The organism is Burkholderia seminalis DSM 23518, assembly GCF_902832885.1.
In the GTDB taxonomy this organism is placed as follows: Bacteria; Pseudomonadota; Gammaproteobacteria; order Burkholderiales; family Burkholderiaceae; genus Burkholderia; species Burkholderia seminalis.
In genome coordinates, this window is the sequence record NZ_CADFDK010000006.1 from 478,913 (window position 1) to 500,420 (window position 21,508).

General features: G+C 70.8%; 22 protein-coding genes. 14 read left to right on the forward strand and 8 right to left on the reverse strand.

The genetic code is table 11. The features are described from left to right. Positions 1-64: 64 nt before the first annotated feature. Genes HWX00_RS21490 through HWX00_RS21505 form a run of 4 tightly spaced genes read left to right on the forward strand, consistent with a single transcriptional unit; the run spans position 65 to position 4,786 of the window. Positions 65-865: a (Fe-S)-binding protein gene (locus tag HWX00_RS21490; RefSeq protein ID WP_069706855.1), complete on the forward strand. Its 801-nt coding sequence runs from the start codon at positions 65-67 to the stop codon at positions 863-865. Continuing rightward, positions 862-1,587 (forward strand): LutC/YkgG family protein, encoded by a 726-nt coding sequence (locus HWX00_RS21495; RefSeq protein WP_175029092.1) that lies wholly within the window; start codon positions 862-864, stop codon positions 1,585-1,587. The genes HWX00_RS21490 and HWX00_RS21495 overlap by 4 nt, the downstream gene beginning before the upstream one ends. Further along, a complete protein-coding gene (locus HWX00_RS21500; protein WP_059557107.1) occupies positions 1,584-3,029 on the forward strand; it encodes a LutB/LldF family L-lactate oxidation iron-sulfur protein in 1,446 nt (481 codons plus the stop codon). The genes HWX00_RS21495 and HWX00_RS21500 overlap by 4 nt, the downstream gene beginning before the upstream one ends. 50 nt (positions 3,030-3,079) lie before the next feature. After that, positions 3,080-4,786, forward strand: a complete 1,707-nt coding sequence (locus tag HWX00_RS21505; RefSeq protein ID WP_034189591.1) for a lactate permease LctP family transporter — start codon at positions 3,080-3,082, stop codon at positions 4,784-4,786. 116 nt (positions 4,787-4,902) lie between these two features. Here HWX00_RS21505 and loiP read toward each other — a convergent pair whose 3' ends face one another. From loiP to HWX00_RS21530, 5 genes are all read right to left on the reverse strand, one after another. Next, positions 4,903-5,664 (reverse strand): metalloprotease LoiP, encoded by a 762-nt coding sequence (gene loiP / locus HWX00_RS21510; protein WP_034189592.1) that lies wholly within the window; start codon positions 5,662-5,664, stop codon positions 4,903-4,905. A 202-nt stretch (positions 5,665-5,866) separates the two neighbouring features. Then, entirely contained in the window at positions 5,867-6,649 is a 783-nt protein-coding gene (locus tag HWX00_RS21515; protein WP_034189593.1) for a glycosyltransferase family 2 protein, read from the reverse strand. Between the two features lie 128 nt (positions 6,650-6,777). Continuing rightward, entirely contained in the window at positions 6,778-7,989 is a 1,212-nt protein-coding gene (locus HWX00_RS21520; RefSeq protein ID WP_175029091.1) for a chorismate transformation FkbO/Hyg5 family protein, read from the reverse strand. A gap of 86 nt (positions 7,990-8,075) precedes the next feature. Next, positions 8,076-8,792 carry a 3-oxoacyl-ACP reductase FabG gene (gene fabG, locus HWX00_RS21525; RefSeq protein ID WP_034189595.1) on the reverse strand — a complete coding sequence of 239 codons (717 nt, stop codon included), beginning with the start codon at positions 8,790-8,792 and terminating at the stop codon, positions 8,076-8,078. Between the two features lie 95 nt (positions 8,793-8,887). Then, the gene (locus tag HWX00_RS21530; RefSeq protein WP_080287884.1) at positions 8,888-9,172 is read right to left on the reverse strand and encodes a phosphopantetheine-binding protein; all 285 of its coding nucleotides are present in this window, start codon (positions 9,170-9,172) and stop codon (positions 8,888-8,890) included. A 547-nt stretch (positions 9,173-9,719) separates the two neighbouring features. On the opposite strand from HWX00_RS21530, the gene HWX00_RS21535 reads away from it, so the two are divergent. The 10 genes from HWX00_RS21535 to HWX00_RS21580 all read left to right on the forward strand — a co-directional run bounded on the left by HWX00_RS21535 (position 9,720) and on the right by HWX00_RS21580 (position 20,047). Beyond that, complete coding sequence (locus HWX00_RS21535) at positions 9,720-10,373, forward strand: COG4648 family protein (protein ID WP_175868135.1); 654 nt, start codon at positions 9,720-9,722, stop codon at positions 10,371-10,373. 53 nt (positions 10,374-10,426) lie between these two features. Beyond that, entirely contained in the window at positions 10,427-12,166 is a 1,740-nt protein-coding gene (locus tag HWX00_RS21540) for an acyl-CoA synthetase family protein (RefSeq protein ID WP_175029406.1), read from the forward strand. Then, positions 12,163-13,140: an LpxL/LpxP family acyltransferase gene (locus tag HWX00_RS21545; protein ID WP_175029407.1), complete on the forward strand. Its 978-nt coding sequence runs from the start codon at positions 12,163-12,165 to the stop codon at positions 13,138-13,140. The genes HWX00_RS21540 and HWX00_RS21545 overlap by 4 nt, the downstream gene beginning before the upstream one ends. Beyond that, entirely contained in the window at positions 13,137-13,772 is a 636-nt protein-coding gene (locus HWX00_RS21550) for a LolA-related protein (protein ID WP_034189598.1), read from the forward strand. The genes HWX00_RS21545 and HWX00_RS21550 overlap by 4 nt, the downstream gene beginning before the upstream one ends. Next, positions 13,772-16,237, forward strand: coding sequence for an MMPL family transporter (locus tag HWX00_RS21555; protein WP_175868136.1), 2,466 nt, complete (start codon positions 13,772-13,774; stop codon positions 16,235-16,237). Before HWX00_RS21550 ends, HWX00_RS21555 begins: the two co-directional genes overlap by 1 nt. Continuing rightward, the gene (locus HWX00_RS21560; protein ID WP_175868137.1) at positions 16,234-17,118 is read left to right on the forward strand and encodes a polysaccharide deacetylase family protein; all 885 of its coding nucleotides are present in this window, start codon (positions 16,234-16,236) and stop codon (positions 17,116-17,118) included. The genes HWX00_RS21555 and HWX00_RS21560 overlap by 4 nt, the downstream gene beginning before the upstream one ends. A 63-nt stretch (positions 17,119-17,181) precedes the next feature. Beyond that, positions 17,182-18,393, forward strand: coding sequence for a beta-ketoacyl-[acyl-carrier-protein] synthase family protein (locus HWX00_RS21565; RefSeq protein ID WP_175868138.1), 1,212 nt, complete (start codon positions 17,182-17,184; stop codon positions 18,391-18,393). A gap of 8 nt (positions 18,394-18,401) precedes the next feature. Beyond that, a complete protein-coding gene (locus HWX00_RS21570; RefSeq protein ID WP_175868139.1) occupies positions 18,402-19,217 on the forward strand; it encodes a beta-ketoacyl synthase chain length factor in 816 nt (271 codons plus the stop codon). Continuing rightward, positions 19,217-19,720, forward strand: coding sequence for a hotdog family protein (locus tag HWX00_RS21575; RefSeq protein ID WP_034189602.1), 504 nt, complete (start codon positions 19,217-19,219; stop codon positions 19,718-19,720). Before HWX00_RS21570 ends, HWX00_RS21575 begins: the two co-directional genes overlap by 1 nt. Before the next feature lie 27 nt (positions 19,721-19,747). Continuing rightward, positions 19,748-20,047, forward strand: a complete 300-nt coding sequence (locus HWX00_RS21580; protein ID WP_175029410.1) for a hypothetical protein — start codon at positions 19,748-19,750, stop codon at positions 20,045-20,047. A gap of 85 nt (positions 20,048-20,132) precedes the next feature. Here the strand turns inward: HWX00_RS21580 and HWX00_RS21585 are convergent, their stop codons facing one another. The 3 genes from HWX00_RS21585 to HWX00_RS37190 all read right to left on the reverse strand — a co-directional run. Next, entirely contained in the window at positions 20,133-20,339 is a 207-nt protein-coding gene (locus tag HWX00_RS21585; protein WP_034189604.1) for a hypothetical protein, read from the reverse strand. Positions 20,340-20,448: 109 nt separating this feature from the next. Next, positions 20,449-21,192, reverse strand: a complete 744-nt coding sequence (gene phbB, locus HWX00_RS21590; RefSeq protein WP_034189605.1) for an acetoacetyl-CoA reductase — start codon at positions 21,190-21,192, stop codon at positions 20,449-20,451. Between the two features lie 216 nt (positions 21,193-21,408). Further along, positions 21,409-21,508, reverse strand: a 100-nt coding sequence (locus tag HWX00_RS37190) for a hypothetical protein (protein WP_175868140.1), incomplete at its 5' end; no start/stop codon positions are given.

Consider the following 21,508-nt stretch of genomic DNA (forward strand, 5'->3'; position numbering starts at 1 on the left):
GTCGCGGGAATTATGCAGCGAAATCGTCGACCCGCATGCCGGGCCGTCGCCCCTGGAGCGAGACATGAACGAAAGGCAGTACCCCGCCGCCGTCCCCGCGCACGTCTATCTGTTCGCGACCTGCCTGGTCGACCTGTTCGTCCCCGAAGCGGGGCTCGACGCGGTCCGCCTGCTGGAGCGCGAAAGTCTGACCGTCCACTATCCGCGCCGCCAGAGCTGCTGCGGGCAGCCGGCCTACAGCAGCGGCAATCCCGACGAAGCGCGCCGCGTCGCGGCCGCGCAGCTCGACCTGTTCGCCGAGCCGTGGCCCGTGATCGTGCCGTCCGGCTCGTGCGCAGGCATGATCCGGCACCATTGGCCAGCGCTGTTCGCGGACGATCCCGTCAACGGCCCGAAGGCCCGCGCGATCGCGGAACGGACCTACGAACTCGCGGAATTCCTCGTCCACGTACTCGATGTACGGCTCGACGCGGCCACGGCCGGCGCCGGGCCCGACGAGCGCGTCGTGCTGCACACGTCGTGCGCGGCCCGCCGCGAGATGGGCACGCGCGTCCATGGCGTCGCGCTCGTCGACGCGCTGCCCGGCGTGACCCGGATCGAGCACGAACGCGAATCCGAGTGCTGCGGCTTCGGCGGCACGTTCTCGCTGAAGCATCCGGACATCTCCGGCGCGATGGTGCGCGACAAGGTCGCGTCGGCCTGCGCGACGGGCTGCGACCGGCTCGTGTCCGCGGACTGCGGCTGCCTGCTGAACATCGGCCACGCCGCGGCCAAGGCCGGCGCGCCGCTGCCGGTCGAGCATCTCGCGAGCTTCCTGTGGCGCCGTACGTCCGGCGCCGCCTCGTTGCGCGGAGACAAGCGATGAGCGCGCGCGCCGCGATTCTCGCGCGCCTGCGCGCCGCCTCGCCGGGCGTCGCCGCAACGGCCGCCCCCGCGCTGGACGCGCGCATCGACACGCATTACGACAGGCGCCGCACCTCGACCGGACGCGACCCGCAGGCACTCGCACAGGCGATGCAGGCCGCGCTTGCCGCATCGCACGCGGACGTCTGGTGCGCGAGCGCCGACGCATGGCCCGCGCAGCTTGCCGCGCGCCTCGCCGACGCTGGCGTGCGCCGCCTGCTGCTCGACCCGGCGCGCGCCGAATCCGCGGCGCTCGCCCGTGCACTGCCCGACGCAGTCGCCCCGGTGCCGTTCGACCGGCCGATCGACGCATGGAAGGCCGAGCTGTTCGACACGATCGATGCGGGCTTCACCGTCGCGCGCTCCGGTATCGCGGCCACCGGCACCGTCGTGCTCGCGCCCGATGCCGGCACGCCGCGCACGGTATCGCTGGTGGCGCCGCTGCATGTCGCGCTCGTCCACGCGAACACGCTGCATGCCGACCTGCACGCGGCCGTCCAGGCGGAACGCTGGCACGCCGGCATGCCGACCAACCTCGTGCTGGTGTCGGGCCCGTCCAAGACCTCCGACATCCAGCAGACGCTCGCCTACGGCGCACACGGCCCGCGCCGCCTGTGGGTCGTGATCGTCACCGATTCGGCCGCCTCGTCGGCCGCACCCGCTTGCGAGGAGCCGCCGCGATGAGCGACCACACGCTGCAATTCGTCGCCCCCGGCGACTTCAAGAGCCGCGCGCGCGCCGCGCTCGACGATCCCGCGTTGCGCCGGAGCTTTCGCGGTGCGATGGACTTCCTGCAGGGCAAGCGTGCGACGCAATTCCCCGACGACGACGAACTGCAGCAGCTGCGCGATCTCGGCGAAGCCGTGCGGCAGCACGCGCTCGCGCAACTGCCCGCGCTGCTCGAACGGCTGGAGACGAAGCTCACCGAGGCCGGCGTGCACGTGCACTGGGCCGAGACGGCCGCCGACGCGAACGCGATCGTGCTCGGCATCGCGCAGGCGAGGAAGGCGCGCCGCGTGATCAAGGGCAAGTCGATGGCGAGCGAGGAAATCGAGCTGAACCATTACCTCGCGGAGCACGGCGTCGACTGCATCGAATCCGACATGGGCGAATTCATCGTGCAGCTCGCGGGCGAGAAGCCGTCGCACATCGTGATGCCGGCGATCCACAAGACGCGCGGCGACATCGCCGAGCTGTTCGAGGCACACATCCCCGGCACGCGCTACACGGAGGACGTCGACGAGCTGATCCAGACCGGCCGTCGCGCGCTGCGCCGCGCATTCGCCGAAGCCGACATCGGCCTGTCCGGCGTGAACTTCGCGGCGGCCGACACGGGCACGCTGTGGCTCGTCGAGAACGAAGGCAACGGCCGCCTGTCGACGACGGTGCCCGACACGCACATCGCGATCATGGGGATCGAGAAGGTCGTCGAGAAGCTCGAGCACATCGTGCCGCTGTCGAGCCTGCTCACGCGCTCGGCCACCGGCCAGGCGATCACGACCTACTTCAACCTGATCTCGGGCCCGCGGCGCGACGGCGAACGCGACGGCCCGCGCGAGCTGCATCTCGTGCTGCTCGACAACGGCCGCACGCAGGCATACGCGGACGACCAGCTGCGCGCGACGCTGCAATGCATCCGCTGCGGCGCGTGCATGAACCACTGCCCCGTCTACACGCGCATCGGCGGCCACGCGTACGGCACGACCTACCCGGGCCCGATCGGCAAGATCATTTCGCCGCACCTGCTCGGCCTCGACGCGACGGCCGACCTGCCGACCGCGTCGACGCTGTGCGGCGCATGCGGCGAGGTGTGCCCGGTGCGGATCCCGATCCCGCAACTGCTCGTGCGGCTGCGCACCGAGGCGAACCGCAAGCCCGACGAACCCGTCGCGCATCCGCTGCGCGGCCAGGGCGCGAACTACAACCGCGCGGAAGACCTCGTGTGGCGCTTCTGGTCGGGCGCGTTCGCGCATCCGCGCGCGTACCGCGCGTTCCGCTGGGCCGCGACGCGCCTGCATGCGCTGACGCCCGCGAAACAGATGGGCTGGACGCAGCACCGCACGCCGCTCGAACCGGCGCCGCGCAGCCTGTCCGACCTGCTGCGCGCCCGCGGCCAGCCCGAATAGCGCCCCCGCTTTCAAACCCGTACCCCGATAAATCCATGGAGGAGACACCCATGCAGGTTTGGCATCAGATCTATACGCCGCTCGGCAGCCTCGGGCTGTCGGCGTTCGTCGCCGCGATTCCGATCATCTTCTTTTTCGTCGCGCTGGCCGCACTGCGGATGAAAGGCCATGTCGCCGCCGCGATCACGCTGCTGCTGTCGCTCGGCGTCGCGATCCTCGCGTACGGGATGCCCGTGCCGCAGGCGCTCGCGGCCGCCGGCTTCGGCTTCGCCTACGGCCTGTGGCCGATCGCATGGATCATCGTCGCGGCCGTGTTCCTGTACAAGATCGTCGTGAAGACCGGCCAGTTCGACATCATCCGCGCGTCCGTGCTGTCGATCACCGACGACCAGCGCCTGCAGATGCTGCTGATCGGCTTCTCGTTCGGCGCATTCCTCGAAGGCGCCGCCGGCTTCGGCGCACCCGTCGCGATCACGGCCGCGCTGCTCGTCGGTCTCGGCTTCAAGCCGCTGCATGCGGCAGGACTGTGTCTGATTGCAAATACCGCGCCGGTCGCGTTCGGCGCGATGGGCATTCCGATCATCGTCGCCGGGCAGGTGACGGGCATCGATCCGTTCCACATCGGCGCGATGGCCGGCCGCCAGTTGCCGCTGCTGTCGCTCGCGGTGCCGTTCTGGCTCGTGTTCATGATGGACGGACTGCGCGGCGTGCGGCAGACCTGGCCGGCCGCGCTCGTCGCGGGCGGCAGCTTCGCGGTCACGCAGTACTTCACGTCGAACCACATCGGGCCCGAGCTGCCGGACATCACGTCGTCGCTCGTCAGCCTCGTCGCGCTCGCGGCGTTCCTGAAGGTGTGGCAGCCGCGCACCGCGCGGCAGCCGGCCGGCGGCCTCGTCGCGTCCGGCGGCGGCGCGGCGCTGGCCGGGTTCGGCGCGAGCGGCACCGGCTTCGGCACCGGCACGAGCCGCCGGGCGTCGCCGTACACGCTCGCGCAGACGGTGCGCGCGTGGTCGCCGTTCCTGATTCTCACGGCCGTCGTCACCGTCTGGAGCCTCGCGCCGTTCAAGGCGCTGTTCGCCGCACACGGCGCGCTCGCGTCGACCGTGCTGAAGTTCCACGTGGCCGGGCTCGATCAGCTCGTCGTGAAGACCGCCCCGATCGCCGCGACGCCGAAGGCGCTCGACGCGGTGCTGAAGATCGATCTGGTGTCGGCGGTCGGCAGCGCGATCCTCGTGACCGCGCTGATCTCGATGGCGCTGTTGAAGATGAAGCCGCGCGACGCGCTCGTCACGTTCGGCGAGACGCTGAAGGAGCTGACGCGCCCGATCCTGTCGATCGGCCTCGTGCTCGCGTTCGCGTTCGTCGCGAACTACTCGGGGATGTCGTCGACGCTCGCGCTGATGCTGGCCGCGACCGGCGCCGCGTTCCCGTTCTTCTCGCCGTTCCTCGGCTGGCTCGGCGTGTTCCTGACGGGCTCCGATACCTCGTCGAACGCCCTGTTCTGCTCGCTGCAGCAGGCCACCGCGCACCAGCTCGGCGTGCCCGAGACACTCGCGGTCGCCGCGAACACGACGGGCGGCGTGACCGCGAAGATGATCTCGCCGCAGTCGATCGCGGTCGCATGCGCGGCGACGGGCCTCGTCGGTAAGGAATCCGAGCTGTTCCGCTTCACGGTGCGGCACAGCCTGCTGTTCGCGGTGATCGTCGGGCTGATCACGCTCGTACAGGCGTACGTGCTGCCGGGAATGGTGCCGTAAGCGGCGCACCGGCGGCCCCACAAGACAAAAACCCCACGCCCGAACGGGCGTGGGGTTTTTCGTTTCGCGTGCCGATCGCCGGCGCGGGCCGGCGATTCGTCATGCGCGTCGCGCGATCAGCTGCCCTTCGCGATGCGATCCTGGATGTGCTGCGCGCGGCTCGCCGACGACGGGTGCGAGCTCATCATCGAGCTCTGGCCGCCGTCCAGCTGCGCGAGCTTCTGGAAGCCGGTGACGAGGCCCTTCTGGCTCATGCCCTTCTGCTTCATCAGGTCGAACGAGTAGTCGTCCGCCGCGCTTTCCTGCGATTGCGAGAACTGCGCGTTGATGAACTTCTCGGTGATGTCGCCGAGCTGCGAGCTCGACAGCGCCGCGACGCCCGGCGATGCCGCGCCGGCCGCGCTGCGCGCCGCGCTCACCGCGTACGCCGTCTGCATCGCCTTCTTCGAGTGACCCAGTGCGACGTGGCCCATTTCATGGCCGATCACGCCGCGCAGCTCGTCGTCGTTCATCATGTCCATCAGGCCGCTGTACACGCGCACGCAGCCGTTGCCCATCGCCCACGCGTTGACGTCCTTGGTCATGTAGACCTTGTAGTTGATCTTCTGGCCGTTCAGCGTCATGTCGCCGAAGCCCTTCATCACCTTCGTCAGGCGCTTCGCGTATGCGCTGTTCGCCGGCGCGATCTTCGACTCGGCGTCGCTGGACTTGCACGATTCGTTCGACAGTGCCGCGATGTCGCTGTCCGACAGCGTCGCCGCCTTGTACAGGTTCGTCCCCGCCGACGTCAGGCTGTTCGCGTCCAGGCTCTGTACCCCGCCGCATGCGCTCAACAGGAACGCCACGCCACACGCCGCCACCGCTTTCTTGAGTTGCATCCCGGAATCCCTCGATAGTTGTATTTGGGAGCGGCGATTTTGCATAATCCGGCAGAAAATTACCAGATGTTTACATCGGATGACACCTTCATTACTCGATGAATTGAAATGAAGACGCGATTCGTCACCGAATTGACGACAAAAAACGGAGCAATCGTCGCCCCCGGGCGACGTTCGGGACGGAAACCGGGCCGGCCGCCGCTCAGGCGGTCTGGTTGCTGCGCCGCGTCAACCGCCGCGCGACCAGCATCGGCAGGCGCACCGCGAAACCGGCGAACAGGCGCAGGTGCATCCACGCGAGCAGCGCGTTGTCGCGGCCATAGTGGAAGTGCGAGACGCCGCCCTCGTGCCGGCCGAAATAGCGCACCGGCGCGTCGATGCGGATCGGGCGCACGCCGGCCCAGCACAGCCGCACGGCCGCTTCGGGATCGAAGTCGAAACCGCGCATCCACGGCTGGCGCCGCATGATCGCCGCGAGCGGCGCGACCGGATACACGCGAAACCCGTACAGCGAATCGCCGATACCGGCCCACAGCGTCTCGAGGTCGGCCCAGGCGTTCGACAGCCGGCGGCCCTGCACGCGCAGCTGCGGCGCGCTCGCGTCGAACTTCGGCACGCCGAGCACCATCGCGTCGGGCTCGGCCTGCGACGCGGCCATGAAGGCGGGAATAAGGTCGGCCGGATGCTGGCCGTCGGAATCCATCGTCAGCACGTGCGTGAAGCCGCTCGCGGCCGCCGCGTCGAGCCCCGCGAGCACCGCGGCGCCCTTGCCGCGATTCTCCGGCAGCACGATCACGCGCAATCCGGGATCGCGCTTCGCCATCGCCTGCAGCCGTTCGGCGCTGCCGTCGGTGCTGCCGTCGACGACGACCCACACCGGGTTCCACCGCGCGCGCGCCTGGCGCACGGTCGTGTCGACCTTGACACCCGGGTTGTAGCTCGGGATCAGCACGAGATGGGTGGACGAGGCGTGCAGCTTGGACATGGAAACAGCCGATTGCGAAGACGGGGATCCTGACAAAATTTTATGACTTGCCGGCGAACGTCGGCAGGCTTCGTCGAGGACATCGTCGACGCCATTCGCCGGTTGCCGGATCGTGAGGTTCTCGCGCTTCATGACAGCCACTCCATTGCATGTCCCGCACTGGCCTCGATCTCGACCAGCAGGTCGTCGCGGCACACGTCCGCGTGCACGAACAGCGGCCGCACGCGTGGCCCGGCCGCGTCGCGCAGCACGCGCCCGATCGCGGCGAGCGCCGCGGCATCGCCGGCGTCGCGCACGTAGACGCGATAGCTCAGGTCGGCGAGCGAGAACGGGCCATGCCCCTGCCGCGCGGCCTGCTCGAGCACGGCCGCGAGATTCGCGACCGTCTCGCGCGTCTGCGCGACGACGTCGCCGTGATGCACGGTGCGATGCCCGACGATGCTCGCGGTACCCGATACGAACAGCACCGGCGCCGCGGCCCCAGCGGCCCACGCGGCGGCGCGCGCGAACGTCGGCGCACGCGGGCCGTACTGCGCCGGGTAGTGGTACGCGCTCACCTGGCGCGGGTTCTCGACCGGATCGGCCGGCGTGCGGCTCGCGAGGAAATGAATCGCGAGCGGCGCGGCCGGCGGGGCATCGCCCGCGACCGGCACGACCGAGCCGAGCGCACACGCGGCCGGCACGCCGCCCGTCAGCGCGCGACGGCACGCGTCGAACGCTTGCTGGCGGCCGATATTGAACTGACGATAGCGCTCGATCCCGAACTGCACCGCGTTGATCGCCGGCACCGTGTTCCAGATGCGCAGCGGATGCGGCATGTCGAGCGCATCGAGCAGGCCGAACAGCATGCGGTATGCATCGAACGTCGCGCGCTCGAGCGGCGTACCGCCGTCATACGCATTGTGCGTGACATGCGTCTCCTGCACGACGAGGCTGCCGAACACGAGCCCGGCCGTTTCGCTGTAGCGGTAGTGCAGCGCGCCGCGCCGTTCGCTGCGCAGGTCGCGCGCATCGCATTGCCAGATTTCGCAGACGGCGTCGTGCGGCGCGGCATCGGCGCCGAGCAGCGCCATCCGCACCGGTGCGACCGGCAGGTCGGGCGCGGTATCGGCAAGGATCCGTTGCGCGGCATCGGCATGCGAGCCGGCCGCGCCGATGCACACCGCGCCCAGCGCGCCCGGCACGACGTGGTCGAGCCGCGCGGCATGCAGCAACGCGACGAGCCGCGCATGGCTCATCTGGACGAGCCGCAGCGCGCGGTCGCCGCCATGCGCGAACGGCGCGGTGGCGGACGGCGGCGAACACGAGCGCCGTTCGGCGTCGACGGGATGCACGGACACTTCGATTTCCTCACTATGCGGCGCGGGCCGCGCGGCAACACGGCCCTGCGCCGCGTTGCGTTACGCGACGGACGCGGCGCGCGTCGTCACGCGAGACCGCCGTTGACGGACAGCACCTGCCCCGTCACATAAGCCGCGGCGTCGGACACCAGATACGCGACCATCGCCGCGACTTCGTCGGGCCGGCCCGCGCGTTGCGCGGGCACGAGCTGCTTGATGCGTTCGGCGGGAAACGCCTGTTCGGCCATCGGCGATTCGATGATGCCGGGCGCCACCGCGTTGACGGTGATGCCGCGCGACGCGAGCTCCAGCGACAGCGATTTCGTCGCGCCGATCAGCCCCGCCTTCGCGGCCGCGTAGTTGACCTGCCCGCGATTGCCGGTCACGCCGGCCACCGACGCGATGTTGACGATCCGCCCGCGGCGCGTGCGGATCATCGGCAGCAGCAACGGCTGCGTGACGTTGAAAAAGCCGTTGAGCGTCACGTCGATCACGCTGTGCCATTGCCGTTGCGACATGCCGGCCATCGGCGCGTCGTCGTGAATGCCTGCGTTGTTGACGAGGATCTGCACCGGCGACGTGTCGATGAAAGGCTTCAGCGCGGCGAGCGTCGCTTCGGCGTCGGTCACGTCGAATGCGATCGCATGCGCGCTGCCGCCGGCCGCGACGATCTGCTGCGCGACCGCCTCCGCCTGCGCGAGATGGCGGTTCGCATGCACCCATACTTCATGGCCGGCCTGCGCGAGCGCCGTGCAGATCGCCTGCCCGAGTGCGCCGCTGCCGCCCGTCACGAGTGCCCGCATCGAATTGCTCCGTTCATCGCGTTTCACCTCGATCGACGCGACGGCGAACCGTACGCCGATCGCCGCCGCATCCCGTCATGCACTGCGCGCCACCGTTACTTCGTGCGATGCGCGGCGACGTACGCGGCCAGCGCGCCGAGCGTCGCGAAGATCGTCTGGTTGTCCGGATTGTCCGAGCGCAGTTCGAAGCCGAATTTCTTCGAGATCAGCAGCGCGATTTCCAGGATGTCGATGGAGTCGAGCCCGAAACCTTCGCCATACAGCGGAGTGTCGGCCGTCACTGTGTCGAGCGGGACGTCTTCGAGATTCAGTTCGCCGATGATCAGCGTGGCGAGCTCTTGTTCCAGTGCGTTCATCATGCGTGCGGGCAGGCGGCCCATGGCAGCGGAAGGCGCCCGGAAAAGGCAACCGTCGTGCACGCCCGGCGCGTGCCAATCTCCGTCCCTCCGGCGTCTGCCGGCTTCCCCGCCTGCGTTGTCTGGGGATGGTTTGTAAAAGTTACGCGGATTCTAGACGAAGGGTATCGGGGCGTATACCGTGAATGGTTACAGACTGGCGAGCCGGCGCCGCGGCCCGTTTCGCGACGCGAATGCACGAGACGCTTGAGCCGCTTTGGATGGAAATGGGCCGACCCCGCGAAACCGTTCGCCCGGTGCCATACAATCGGTTACAAAACCCGGTCGCACCGGCCCCGAACGCGCGGCGCCGCGGCCCTAAAATGAGCGTGCCCGACCACCGGCCCGGACCCGCGTCCCGGCCGCCATTCATATGATGTTTGACGGCCCGACCACCGTGTCCGGCCACGATCCGCCCGATGTCTCCAGTCATGCCGCGTCCGCCCTTCCGCTCCGTTCCGGTTCGCCTGCCCGTCCGCCGCCGTGCCGCGGCCGCGGCCCGGTGCCCGCGCCGTGCGTACGGAGGCGGCCGATGAGCCGGCTGCTGTCGGTCCTGCGCGGCGCGGCAGCGGTCGGTGCCGTGGCGGCCTACCAGGCCGGCGCGCACTACGCGAGCGCGACGCCGGGCGCGCACGGCTTCGGGCTCGCGATGGCGCTCGTGCCGCCGCTGCTGCTCGCGCTCGGCGCGGCGCTGCGTTCGCCGCGGCGCGCATGGCTCGTGCCGGCGTGGCTGCTGGCCACCGCCGCGCTGTGGGGGGCTCGCGCGCCGCTCGCGCGGCACTTCGAATGGGGCCTGTATCTGGAACACGCGAGCTTCAACCTCGCGATGGCGCTGCTGTTCGGCCGCACGCTCGCGGCCGGCCAGGTGCCGCTGTGCACGCGCTTCGCGGCGATGATCCACGGCACGGTCACGCCGGCCGTCGCGCGTTACACGCGGCGGATCACGCTCGCGTGGACGCTGTTCTTCGTCGCGACCGCCGCCGTGTCGACGCTGCTGTTCGCGACCGCGCCGATCGTCACGTGGTCGACGTTCGCGAACTACCTGTCGCTGCCGCTCGTCGCCGTGATGTTCGCCGCCGAGCATGCGTGCCGGCGCTTCGCGCTGCCGCACGAACCGCGGCCCCGGATGGCCGACGCGGTGCGCGCGTACCGCGCGACGACACACGCGTCGCAGGCGTCACGATGAATTCATGACCGGCGCGCCGCCGCGCCGGCCTTCGCCCCCGTTTTGACCGATTTATGCCGACTCACCCGCTGGTATTCCATTCCTCGCCGGACCAGACGATCGCCTGGCGCGACGGTACGCCCGTCACCGTGCGCGCGTTCGTCGCCGACGTCGCGCGCGTGGCCGCCGCGCTGCCCGCCGGCGGCCACGTGTTCAACGTGTGCCGCGACCGCTACCGTTTCGCGGTCAGCCTGTGCGCGGCGCTCGTCGCCGGCAAGATCAGCCTGCTGCCATCGACGCACACGCCGGAAATGGTCCGCCAGCTCGCCTCGTTCGCACCCGACGCGTTCTGCCTGCACGACGCGCCCGACTGCACGATCGACCTGCCGCGCTTCGCCTATCCCGATGCCGCGCCCCGCGCGCTTGCGGACGACGCGCCGTTCGCCGTGCCGCGGATCGACGCGGCGCGAATCATGGCCTACGTGTTCACGTCCGGCTCGACCGGCACGCCGGTGCCGCACCGCAAGACCTGGGGTTTCCTGGTCGGCTGCGTGCGCGCGGCGGCCGAGCGCCTCGGGCTGCTCGACGGACGCGCGGCCACGCTGATCGGCACGGTGCCCGCGCAGCACATGTACGGCTTCGAGTCGACGGTGCTGCTCGCGCTGATCGGCGGCCTCGCGTTCAGCAACCGCCAGCCGTTCTACCCGGTCGACATCCGCGACGAGCTCGACGCGATCCCGCAGCCGCGCGTGCTCGTCACGTCGCCGATCCACCTGCGGGCGCTGCTGTCCGCCGGCCATGCGCTGCCGCCGGCGGCCCTCGTGCTGTCGGCCACCGCGCCGCTGTCGGAAAAACTCGCGTGCGAAGCCGAAGCCGCGCTCGACGCGCCGCTCGTCGAGATTTACGGCAGCACGGAAACCGGCCAGATCGCGACGCGCCGCACGTCGCGGGGCGCGGCGTGGGAACTGTTCCCGGACATCCGCCTCGACGCGCGCGCCGAACCGGACGGCGACGACAGCGGGCCGACCGTGTGGGTATCGGGCGGGCACGTCGAGGCGCCCGTGCCGATGGGCGATGCGCTCGAACTGCTCGGCGACGGCCGGTTCCTGCTGCACGGCCGCAAGGCCGACCTCGTGAACATCGCCGGCAAGCGCACGTCGCTCGCCTACCTGAATCATCAGCTCAACGCGATTGCGCAGGTAGTCGACGGCGTGTTCTTCATGCCCGACGAAGCCGCGCCCGCGCACGGCGATACCGGCCTCGAACCGGTCACGCGCCTCGTCGCGCTCGTCGTCGCGCCGACGCTCACGGCCGCCGATCTGCAGCGCGCGCTGCGCGAGCGGATCGATCCTGCATTCATGCCGCGCCCGCTCGTGTTCGTCGACGCGCTGCCGCGCAACGAAACGGGCAAGCTGCCGCGCGACGTGCTCGCCGCGCTCGTCGCGCAACATGCGCGCGCCACGGCCGCGCCGGCGCCCGAACGCGCCGCGGCCGCCTCCGCACTCGCGTTCACGATTCCCGCCGATCATCCGGCGCTGCCCGGCCACTTCCCCGGCCATCCGGTCGTGCCGGGCGTCGTGCTGCTCGATCACGCGATCCGCGCGATCGGCACGGCGCTGAACCGCCCGCTGCACGCATGGCGGCTCGGTTCCGCGAAATTCCTGAGCCCGGTCGCCCCGGGCGAACCGCTCGATCTCGCATACGACACCGCGGCCGGCGGCGCGATCCGCTTCACGCTGCGCGTCGGGTCGCGCGAAGTCGCGACCGGCGTACTGTCCGCGCCGCCGGCCGCGCGGGATGGCGCGCAGCCATGAAGCGCACCGCGTGGGCCGAACGCCAGGAACGCAGCAACGCCGGTTTGCTGCGCACGATGACGTGGATCTCGCTGCGCTTCGGCCGGCAGCGCGCGCGCCTCGTGCTGCACCTGATCGCGACGTACTTCGTGCTGTTCTCGCCGGTCGCGTGCGCCGCGTCGCGCGATTACCTGCGCCGCGTGCTCGGCCGCCCCGCGCGCTGGCGCGACGTGTACCGGCACGTGTTCACGTTCGCGGCGACGATTCACGACCGCATCTACCTGATGAACGGACGCTTCGACCTGTTCGACATCCGGCTGCACGGCGAGACGCTCGTCGACGATGCGCTCGCGGGCGGCCGCGGCGCGTTCCTGATGGGCGCGCACCTCGGCAGCTTCGAGGTCGTGCGCGCGATCGGCCGCACGCATCCGGACCTGCGCGTCGTCGTCACGATGTACGAGACGAATGCGCGCAAGATCAACGCGACGCTCGCCGCGGTGAACCCGGCCGCGAAGCCCGAAGTGATTCCGCTCGGGCAGGTCGACTCGATGCTGAAGGTGCGCGAGCGCCTCGACGCGAACTGCATGGTCGGCATGCTCGCCGACCGCACGCTGCTCGACGACGCGGCCGCGTCGCTGCGGCGGCTGCCGCTGCTCGGCACGCCGGCCGCGTTCCCGCGCGGGCCGCTGTACATGGCCGCGATGCTCAAGCGCCCGGTGATCTTCATGACGGGCCTCTATCGCGACGGCAACCGCTACGACGTGCACTTCGAGACGCTCGCCGATTTCTCCGACGTGCGGCGCGACACGCGCGCGGCGGCCGTCGACGCGGCACTCGCGCGCTATGTCGCGCTACTCGACAAGTACTGCCGCGCGGCGCCGTACAACTGGTTCAACTTTTTCGATTTCTGGCAAGACGGCGACGCCGCGGCCGCGCGCCGCGACACCGCGCACGCCGGTGCCGACCTGCCCGCCACGAGGGATTCCGACGCATGACCGCCGTTCGCCGCTTTCCGCTTCCGTTCGCGGCGCGCCGCGCCGCGCGCCTGCTCGCCACCGCGGCCGCCGCGCTCGCGCTGGCCGTGCCCGCGCGAGCGGCCGACACGACGCCTGCGTGGAACCTCGACCGGCTGATGTCGACGCTCGCGCGGCACAAGTCGGGACGCGCGACGTTCACCGAGACGAAGTACCTGTCGATCGCCACGCAGCCGGTCGAATCGTCCGGCGAGCTCGTGTTCGTCGCCCCCGATCATCTGGAAAAGCACACGCTGAGCCCGAAGCCCGAACATCTCGTGGTCGACGGCGACATGCTCACGGTCGAGCGCAACAACCGCACGTTCACGCTCGCGCTCGCGCGCTATCCGGAACTCGGCGCGTTCATCGACAGCATCCGCGCGACGCTCGCCGGCAACCGCTTCGCGCTCGAACAGGTGTACAAGGTCGCCCTTTCCGGGCGCGGCGACGACTGGACGCTGACGCTCACGCCGCTCGACGCGCGGATGCTGAAGGTCGTCAGCACGATCACGCTCGACGGCACGCGCGACGAATTGCGCGGCGTCGCGATCCGGCAGGCCGACGGCGACCGGTCGGTGATGCGCCTGCAACCCGTTGCGGCGACCGCGAACTGATGGACGAACGCACGCGCCCCTCCCCCGTCGCGCGCCGCCTGCACGTGTGGCGGCAGCGCGCGGTGCTCGTGTGGCTGCTCGCGCTCGCCGCATGCGGCGTCGCGATCGGGCGTGCGCACTTCACGGCCGACCTGTCCGCGTTCCTGCCGAGTTCGCCGAGCGCCGGACAGCGCGTGCTCGTCGACCAGTTGCGCGACGGCATCGTGTCGCGGCTGATCCTCGTCGCGATCGACGGCGGCGATGCGGCCACGCGTGCCGCACTGTCGCGGCGCGTCGCCGGCGCGCTGCGCGCCGATCCGCAATTCGCGGCCGTGCACAACGGCGAAGCCGCGAACGACGCGCGCGACCGGCAGTTCGTCTTCGATCACCGCTACCTGCTGAGCCCGGCCGTCACGCCGCAGCGCTTCAGCGCCGACGGCCTGCACCGCGCGCTCGGCGACAGCCTCGACCTGCTGAGCTCGTCGGCCGGCCTCGTCGCCAAGGCGATGCTGCCGCGCGACCCGACCGGCGAAGTCACCGCGCTCGTCGACCAGCTCGACAGTGCGGCCGAACCGGCGAGCCGCGACGGCGTGTGGGCATCGCGCGACGGCACGCGCGCGGTGCTCGTCGTGCAGACGGCCGGCGCCGGCGCCGATACCGACGCGCAGGCACGCGCGATCGACACGGTGCGCCGCGCGTTCGCCGCCGCGCAACAGGCCGTCCCGAATGCAGCGGCGAACACGCTGGCGATGTCGGGCCCCGGCGTGTTCTCGGTCGACACGCGCGACACGATCCGGCATGACGTCGAGCGCCTGTCGACGGCGAGCGTCGTGCTGATCGTCGCGCTGCTGTTCACGCTGTACCGTTCGCCGCGCACGCTCGTGCTCGGGCTGCTGCCGGTGCTGACCGGCGTCGCGGCCGGGATCGCGGCGGTCAGCGTCGCGTTCGGCACGGTCCACGGGCTCACGCTCGGTTTCGGCACGACGCTGATCGGCGAAGCCGTCGACTACTCGATCTACCTGTTCGTGCAATCGGCGCAGGCCGGCACGCGCGGCGCCGCGCGCCCGGGCGACGCGACACGCGCATGGGTCGCCGCGTACTGGCCGACGATCCGGCTCGGCGTGCTGACGTCCGTGTGCGGATTCGCGTCGATGCTGTTCTCCGGATTCCCGGGCCTCGTGCAGCTCGGGCTGTATTCGATCGTCGGGCTGACGGCCGCCGCGCTCGTCACGCGCTTCGTGCTGCCGCACCTGCGCGGCGAGCACGTCGCGATCCGCGACGTATCGCGCATCGGCGCGGCGCTCGCACGGGCGGCCGATGCCGCGCCGCGGCTGCGCTGGCCGCTCGCCGCGCTCGTGGTCGCCGCGACCGCGACGCTCGTGCTGCATCGCGACGGCCTGTGGAGCCGCGAACTCGCCGCGCTCAGCCCCGTGCCGGCGCCGGCGCAGGCACTCGACGCGCGACTGCGCGCCGACGTCGGCGCGCCCGACGTGCGCTACCTCGTCGTGATCGCCGCGCCGACCGAACAGGCCGCGCTCGAAGGCGCGGAGAAAGTCGCCGCGCAATTGCAGCCGCTCGTCGACCAGGGCGCGCTCGCCGGTTTCGAAAGCCCCGCGCGCTACCTGCCGAGCGATGCCGCGCAGCGCGCGCGCCTCGCGAGCCTGCCGGATGCGGACGTGCTCGCCGCCCGGATGCGCGACGCCGTCGCGAACCAGCCGATCGCCGTGAAGCCCGAGCTGTTCGCACCGTTCATCGCCGACGTCGACGCCGCACGCCACGCGCCGCTGCTGACGCGCGCGGACCTGCGCGGCACGTCGATGGCGCTGGCCGTCGATGCGCTGCTGACCGAACGTGACGGCCGCTGGAACGCGATGTTGCCGCTGCGCGCGCCGGACGCCGCACGCGCCGCGCAACCGGCGGCCGGCCTCGACGCGACGCCGATTCGCGCGGCCGTCGCGCGCGCGGGCGTGCCCGACGCGCTGTTCGTCGACATGAAGGCCGAAGCCGATCGCCTCTACGTGAGCTACGTGCGCGAGGACATCCGGCTGTCGCTCGCGGGTTTCGCCGCGATCGCCGTGCTGATGCTGATCGCGCTGCGCTCGCCGCGCGTTGCCGCGCGCGCGCTCGCACCGCTCGTCGCGGCCGTGCTGGTCGTGACGGCCGGCTTCGCGCTGGCCGGCGTGCAGTTGACGATCCTGCATCTCGTCGGAATGCTGCTGATCGTCGCGGTCGGCTCGAACTACGCGCTGTTCTTCTGCAAGCGCGACGACGCGCAGCCCGTGACGCCGTACACGCTCGTGTCGCTGCTGATCGCGAACCTCGCGACGGTCGCCGGCTTCGGGTTGCTCGCGCTGTCGCGCGTGCCGCTGCTCGAAACCTTCGGGCTGACCGTCGGCCCCGGCGCGATGCTCGCGCTCGCCTTCGCGGCGATTCTCGCGCCGCGCGCCGCGGCGGCCGGCGATCGTCGTCAACGGAGTCCGGCATGAACGCACCGCCGTCCGTTCCATCGCATCGGGCCGGCGATGCGCGCCGCTGGAAACCGACGCCGCTGATCGCCGGCGCGGCCGCGTTGCACGCGGGTGCGGCGGCCGCCGTCATCGCGCAGCCGGCCGCGTGGCCGTGGGCCGTCGGTGGCGTGGTCGCGTCGCATCTCGCGCTGACGGCCGCCGGCCTGTGGCCGCGCAGCGCGCTGCTCGGCCCGAACTGGACGCGTCTGCCGACGGGTGCCGGCCGCCGGATCGCGCTGACGATCGACGACGGCCCGGACCCGGACGTCACGCCGCGCATGCTCGACCTGCTCGACCGTTACGACGCGCGCGCGACGTTCTTCTGCATCGGCGATCTCGCGCGCCGTCATCCGCGGTGGATCGAGGCGATCGTCGCGCGCGGCCATGCGGTCGAGAACCATAGCCAGCGGCACCGGCATACGTTCTCGCTGTCGGGGCCCGCCGCACTGCGGCGCGAGATCTCGGCCGCGCAACGGACGCTGACCGAGATCGCCGGCACGCCCCCGCTGTTCTTCCGCGCGCCGGCCGGCCTGCGCAATCCGTTTCTCGAACCGGTGCTGTGCGAACTCGGCCTGCAGCTCGCCAGCTGGACGCGACGCGGTTTCGACACGCGCACCCGCGATGCCGCGATCGTCACACAGCGCCTGCTGCACGGGCTCGATGCGCGCGACATCCTGCTGGTGCACGACGGTCACGCGGCACGCGATGCGCGCGGCGAACCGGTCGTGCTCGAAGTGCTGCAGGCGGTACTGCACGCCGCCGCCGATGCGCAGTTGCACTGGACCACGCTGCGCGCGGCGCTCGCGCCTGAACCGTCCGGCCAGCCCGGCGTTCCGGCCCCCCCGTTTGATAAAATCTGACCTCGAACGGCGCGCCTGCCAGCCGTGCTGCGGCGCCCGTTCCGGCCACCGGATGCGACCCTCGTGAAACCTCTCCTGCTCTCGCACTTCACCGCCACCAGCTGCATCGGCCACGGCCTCGACGCGACCCTCGATGCGCTGCGCCACGCTCGTGGCGGGCTCACGCCGTGCGACTTCGAGCGCGCGAACCTCGACACGTGGATCGGCGCGGTGGACGGGGTCGATGCACACCCCGTACGCGCGGATCTCGCCGACTTCGAATGCCGCAACAACCGCCTCGCGCAGCTCGGCCTCATGCAGGACGGCTTCGACGCAAGCATTGCGGCGGCCGTCGCGCGCTACGGTGCGGCACGCGTCGGCGTGTTCGTCGGCACGAGCACGGCCGGCATCCTCGAGACCGAACACGCATACCGGCACCGCGACCCGGCGAACGGCGCACTGCCGGCCGGCTTCCGCTATGCGCAAACGCACAACCCGTATTCGCCGGCGGCATTCGTGCGCGCGTATTTCGCGCTGCGCGGGCCGGCGATGGCGATCTCGTCCGCGTGCTCGTCCGGCGCGAAGGTGTTCGGCTCCGCGCGCCGCATGATCGAGGCCGGGCTGATCGACGCGGCCGTCGTCGGCGGCGTCGATTCGCTGTGCCTGACGACGCTGTACGGCTTCAATTCGCTCGAGCTGCTGTCGCGCCGGCCGTGCCGGCCGTTCGACGTCGCGCGCGACGGCATCTCGATCGGCGAGGCCGCCGCGTTCGCGCTCGTCGAGCGCGTGCCCGGCCCGCCCGCCGCGCTCGAAGACGACGCGATCCTGCTGCTCGGCATCGGCGAATCGAGCGATGCGCATCACATGTCGTCGCCGCATCCGGAAGGGCTCGGCGCGCGCACCGCGATCGAGCAGGCGCTCGCGTCCGCCGGCCTCGGCGCACGCGATATCGACTACGTGAACCTGCACGGCACCGCGACGCCGAGCAACGATGCAGCCGAAAGCCGCGCGGTCGGCGCGCTGTTCGCCAGCACGCCGTCCAGTTCGACGAAGGGCGCGACCGGCCACACGCTCGGCGCGGCCGGCGCGCTTGAAGCCGTCGTCGCCGCGCTCGCGCTGCGCGAGCAGTTCGTGCCGGCCGGCATCAACACGACGCAACCCGACCCGGCGCTCGCGGCCGACTACGTGCTCGCGAGCCGCGACACGCGTGTGCGCGCCGTCCTGTCCAATTCATTCGGCTTCGGCGGCACCAATTGCAGCCTGATCCTCGGCCGCGCCGATCACGCACGCCGTTGAGGCCCGCCATGACACTCACCGCCTTCATCGAAAGCATCGGCCTCGTCGGGCCCGGATTGAACGACTGGCCACACGCGGCCGACGTGCTCGCGGGCCGCGCACCCTATGCGCCCGCGCGCACCGCGCTGCCGCCGCCGGCCGGGCTGCCGTCGGCCGAGCGGCGCCGCACGGGCCCCGTCGTGCGCACGGCGCTCGCGGTCGGCCACGAAGCCGTGGCCGCGAGCGACCGCGATGCCGCGACGCTCGCGACCGTCTTCAGCGCATCCGGCGGCGACGGCCAGAATTGCCACGCGATCTGCGAGACGCTGGCCGGCGACGATCGCCAGCTGTCGCCGACGCGCTTTCACAACTCCGTGCACAACGCGCCGGCCGGTTACTGGAGCATCGCGACCCGCGCGATGGCGACGTCGAACGTGCTGTGCGCGCACGACGGCAGCTTTGCCGCCGGCCTGCTCGAGAGCCTGTGCCAGGTCGTGGTCGATCGCACGCCGACGCTGCTGATCGCGTACGACACCGACTATCCGGAACCGCTGCGCGCGGTGCGGCCGATCGACGACGCGTTCGGCGTCGCACTCGTGCTCGCACCCGATGAGCGTGAACGCGCGCTCGCCCGTATCGACGTGCGGCTCACCGACGCGCCCGCGACGACACTCGCGCATGCCCAACTCGATGCGTTGCGCGCCGGCAATCCGGCCGCGCGCGCGCTGCCGTTGCTCGACGCACTGGCCACGCGGCGGTCGACGCGTGTCGTGCTCGATTATCTCGACGATACGCGCGTGCAGATCGACATCGCGATCCCCGGGCGCTTCGCGGAGCGGGCGTGATGACCGCCGCGCGTCCGCTTGCGCCGCCGCTCGATCGCGCCTGGATCGCTGCGCACATTCCGCACGCCGGCGCGATGTGCATGCTCGATACGGTCGATGCATGGGATGCCGAACGGATCCGCTGCACGGCGACGAGCCATCGCGATCCGCACAACCCGCTGCGCTCGCACGGCCGGCTCGCGTCGGTCTGCGGCATCGAATACGCGGCGCAGGCGATGGCCGTGCACGGCGCGCTGCTCGGGGCGCACGAAGCCCGCCCGCGCGTCGGTTATCTCGCGAGCGTGCGCAACGTCGACGCGTTCGTCGACCGGCTGGACACGTTCGATCAGCCGCTCGTCGTCGAGGCGGAACGCGTGAGCGGCGACGACCGCTCGGTGCTGTACGGCTTCGCGCTGCGCTGCGGCGACCGCGTGCTGCTGTCCGGCCGCGCCGCGGTGATGCTCGACGCGTCGGCCGCGGGCACGTTTCAACCGGCGCCTGCCGGCACCCCGAATCCTCGCTGAAGAAACCAACCCCAAGGAAACCAGGTCGTGAAAGTTCGTCAGTTCATTGGCACCGCGCTCGTTCTGGCGCTGATCAGCCCGATCGCGCACGCGGACATGTCGGAAGTGAAGCAGGACATCAAGCGCGATTCGAAGGAAGCCGCGCACAAGACCGGCGAGGCGGCGCGCAGCTTCGGCCACGCGACCGCGAGCGCCGCGAAGGCGGTCGGGCACGGCGTCGCACACGCGTCGCGCGAAGGCTGGGACGCCACCAAGCGCACGACGAAGCGGATCTTCCACAAGAGCGACTCGGGCGAGTCGTCCGGAAAGAGCGGCGCGAGCGATTGATCACGCGCGTCGCGCGCGGACGGACCGCGATCAACGAATGACCATTCATCGATCGCGACGCGTCACGGCCTCGAGGCTGCCGCCGTCAACGCGTCCCGCGCATGCGGCGTGCCTGTCGTACCGGCCTGCGCGCAAAGCACCTGCCGTACGCGACGAGCCCGCCGTCGCGATGATCGAAGTTCCGCAGCAGCCGCGCGCGGCGCCGCTCGAGCCAGTAGAGCGAGACCGCCACTGTCAGCGCGACGGCGAGCGCCGTGCCGCCGATCGCGATTCCGATCCAGGTGTCGCCCATGCGTTCTCCGGAATGCGAGGCCGAAGCGGCGCGCCTGCCGCCGCTCCGGCACTGGATAGTGCAGAACGCGGCCCGTCACGTGCGCGACTGCCGTGCGGGCCGCCGCGCGTCAGTGCATGTGCTGGCCGCCGTTGATCGCGATGTTGGAGCCCGTCACGAAGCCGGCCTCCTCCGAGCACAGATAAGCGACCAGCGCCGCGACTTCCTCGGGCTTGCCGAGCCGGCCCGCCGGAATCTGCGGGAGGATCTTCGAGTCGAGGATGTCCTGCGGGATCGCCGTCACCATCTTCGTCGCGAGGTAGCCCGGCGACACGGTGTTCACCGTCACGCCCTTGCGCGCGATCTCCAGCGCGAGCGATTTCGTGAAGCCGTGCATGCCGGCCTTCGCGGCCGCATAGTTGGTCTGGCCGACCGAACCCTTCGAGCCGTTCACCGACGAGATGTTGACGATGCGCCCCCAGCCGCGCTCGACCATGCCTTCGCAGACGGGCTTCGTCATGTTGAACACGGAGTCGAGGTTGGTGCGGATCACGGCATCCCAGTTGACCTTGTCGAGCTTGCGCAACGTCATGTCGCGCGTGATGCCCGCGTTGTTCACGAGAATGTCGACCGGGCCGACCTCCCGCACGATCTTCTCGATGCATTGCTGGCACGAATCGTGATCGGCCACGTCCACCGGATACGCATGGAACGCCCGGCCGGCCGCATGCATCTCGGTCAGCCAGCGGTCCGCGCCGGCGTTGTTCGGCGAATACGTGACGACTACCCGGTGGCCCGCGTCGTTCAACCTGATGCTGACCGCTTCGCCAAGACCGCCCATTCCACCAGTCACAACTGCAATTCGCTTAGTCATCCTATAAATTACCGACAAAAAAGTAATCGATGAATGCGGGGCGGCGGCATCGTACCTGCTGCCGCCCCACCGCTTCGATACGCCACCGCCCGCGTCGCGGGTGCGGTACGCACCGGAACCTTCGCGCGTATTATTGGCTGCTTGTCATGCGCGAAACCCGTCTGGTTCGCTGCGGCGCCAGCCGGCGCCGCGGCGAACCGTGTCGCCAAGCCCTGCTCAGACGCGCTCGACCGCGAGCGCGACACCCATCCCGCCGCCGATGCACAGCGACGCCAGCCCGCGCTTCGCGTCGCGCTTGGCCATCTCGTGCAGCAGC

Excerpts from the sequence above, each read along its gene's own strand:
- HWX00_RS21515 (WP_034189593.1), bottom strand. The coding sequence starts at position 6,649 with ATGTCCAAGCTGCACGCCTCGTCCACCCATCTCGTGCTGATCCCGAGC.
- loiP (WP_034189592.1), bottom strand. The coding sequence starts at position 5,664 with ATGCAACTCAAGAAAGCGGTGGCGGCGTGTGGCGTGGCGTTCCTGTTG.
- HWX00_RS21575 (WP_034189602.1), top strand. The coding sequence starts at position 19,217 with ATGACCGCCGCGCGTCCGCTTGCGCCGCCGCTCGATCGCGCCTGGATC.
- HWX00_RS21505 (WP_034189591.1), top strand. The coding sequence starts at position 3,080 with ATGCAGGTTTGGCATCAGATCTATACGCCGCTCGGCAGCCTCGGGCTG.
- HWX00_RS21540 (WP_175029406.1), top strand. The coding sequence starts at position 10,427 with ATGCCGACTCACCCGCTGGTATTCCATTCCTCGCCGGACCAGACGATC.
- HWX00_RS21530 (WP_080287884.1), bottom strand. The coding sequence starts at position 9,172 with ATGGGCCGCCTGCCCGCACGCATGATGAACGCACTGGAACAAGAGCTC.
- HWX00_RS21490 (WP_069706855.1), top strand. The coding sequence starts at position 65 with ATGAACGAAAGGCAGTACCCCGCCGCCGTCCCCGCGCACGTCTATCTG.
- fabG (WP_034189595.1), bottom strand. The coding sequence starts at position 8,792 with ATGCGGGCACTCGTGACGGGCGGCAGCGGCGCACTCGGGCAGGCGATC.
- HWX00_RS21535 (WP_175868135.1), top strand. The coding sequence starts at position 9,720 with ATGAGCCGGCTGCTGTCGGTCCTGCGCGGCGCGGCAGCGGTCGGTGCC.
- HWX00_RS21560 (WP_175868137.1), top strand. The coding sequence starts at position 16,234 with ATGAACGCACCGCCGTCCGTTCCATCGCATCGGGCCGGCGATGCGCGC.
- HWX00_RS21495 (WP_175029092.1), top strand. The coding sequence starts at position 862 with ATGAGCGCGCGCGCCGCGATTCTCGCGCGCCTGCGCGCCGCCTCGCCG.
- HWX00_RS21500 (WP_059557107.1), top strand. The coding sequence starts at position 1,584 with ATGAGCGACCACACGCTGCAATTCGTCGCCCCCGGCGACTTCAAGAGC.
- HWX00_RS21570 (WP_175868139.1), top strand. The coding sequence starts at position 18,402 with ATGACACTCACCGCCTTCATCGAAAGCATCGGCCTCGTCGGGCCCGGA.
- HWX00_RS21545 (WP_175029407.1), top strand. The coding sequence starts at position 12,163 with ATGAAGCGCACCGCGTGGGCCGAACGCCAGGAACGCAGCAACGCCGGT.
- HWX00_RS21555 (WP_175868136.1), top strand. The coding sequence starts at position 13,772 with ATGGACGAACGCACGCGCCCCTCCCCCGTCGCGCGCCGCCTGCACGTG.
- phbB (WP_034189605.1), bottom strand. The coding sequence starts at position 21,192 with ATGACTAAGCGAATTGCAGTTGTGACTGGTGGAATGGGCGGTCTTGGC.
- HWX00_RS21585 (WP_034189604.1), bottom strand. The coding sequence starts at position 20,339 with ATGGGCGACACCTGGATCGGAATCGCGATCGGCGGCACGGCGCTCGCC.
- HWX00_RS21550 (WP_034189598.1), top strand. The coding sequence starts at position 13,137 with ATGACCGCCGTTCGCCGCTTTCCGCTTCCGTTCGCGGCGCGCCGCGCC.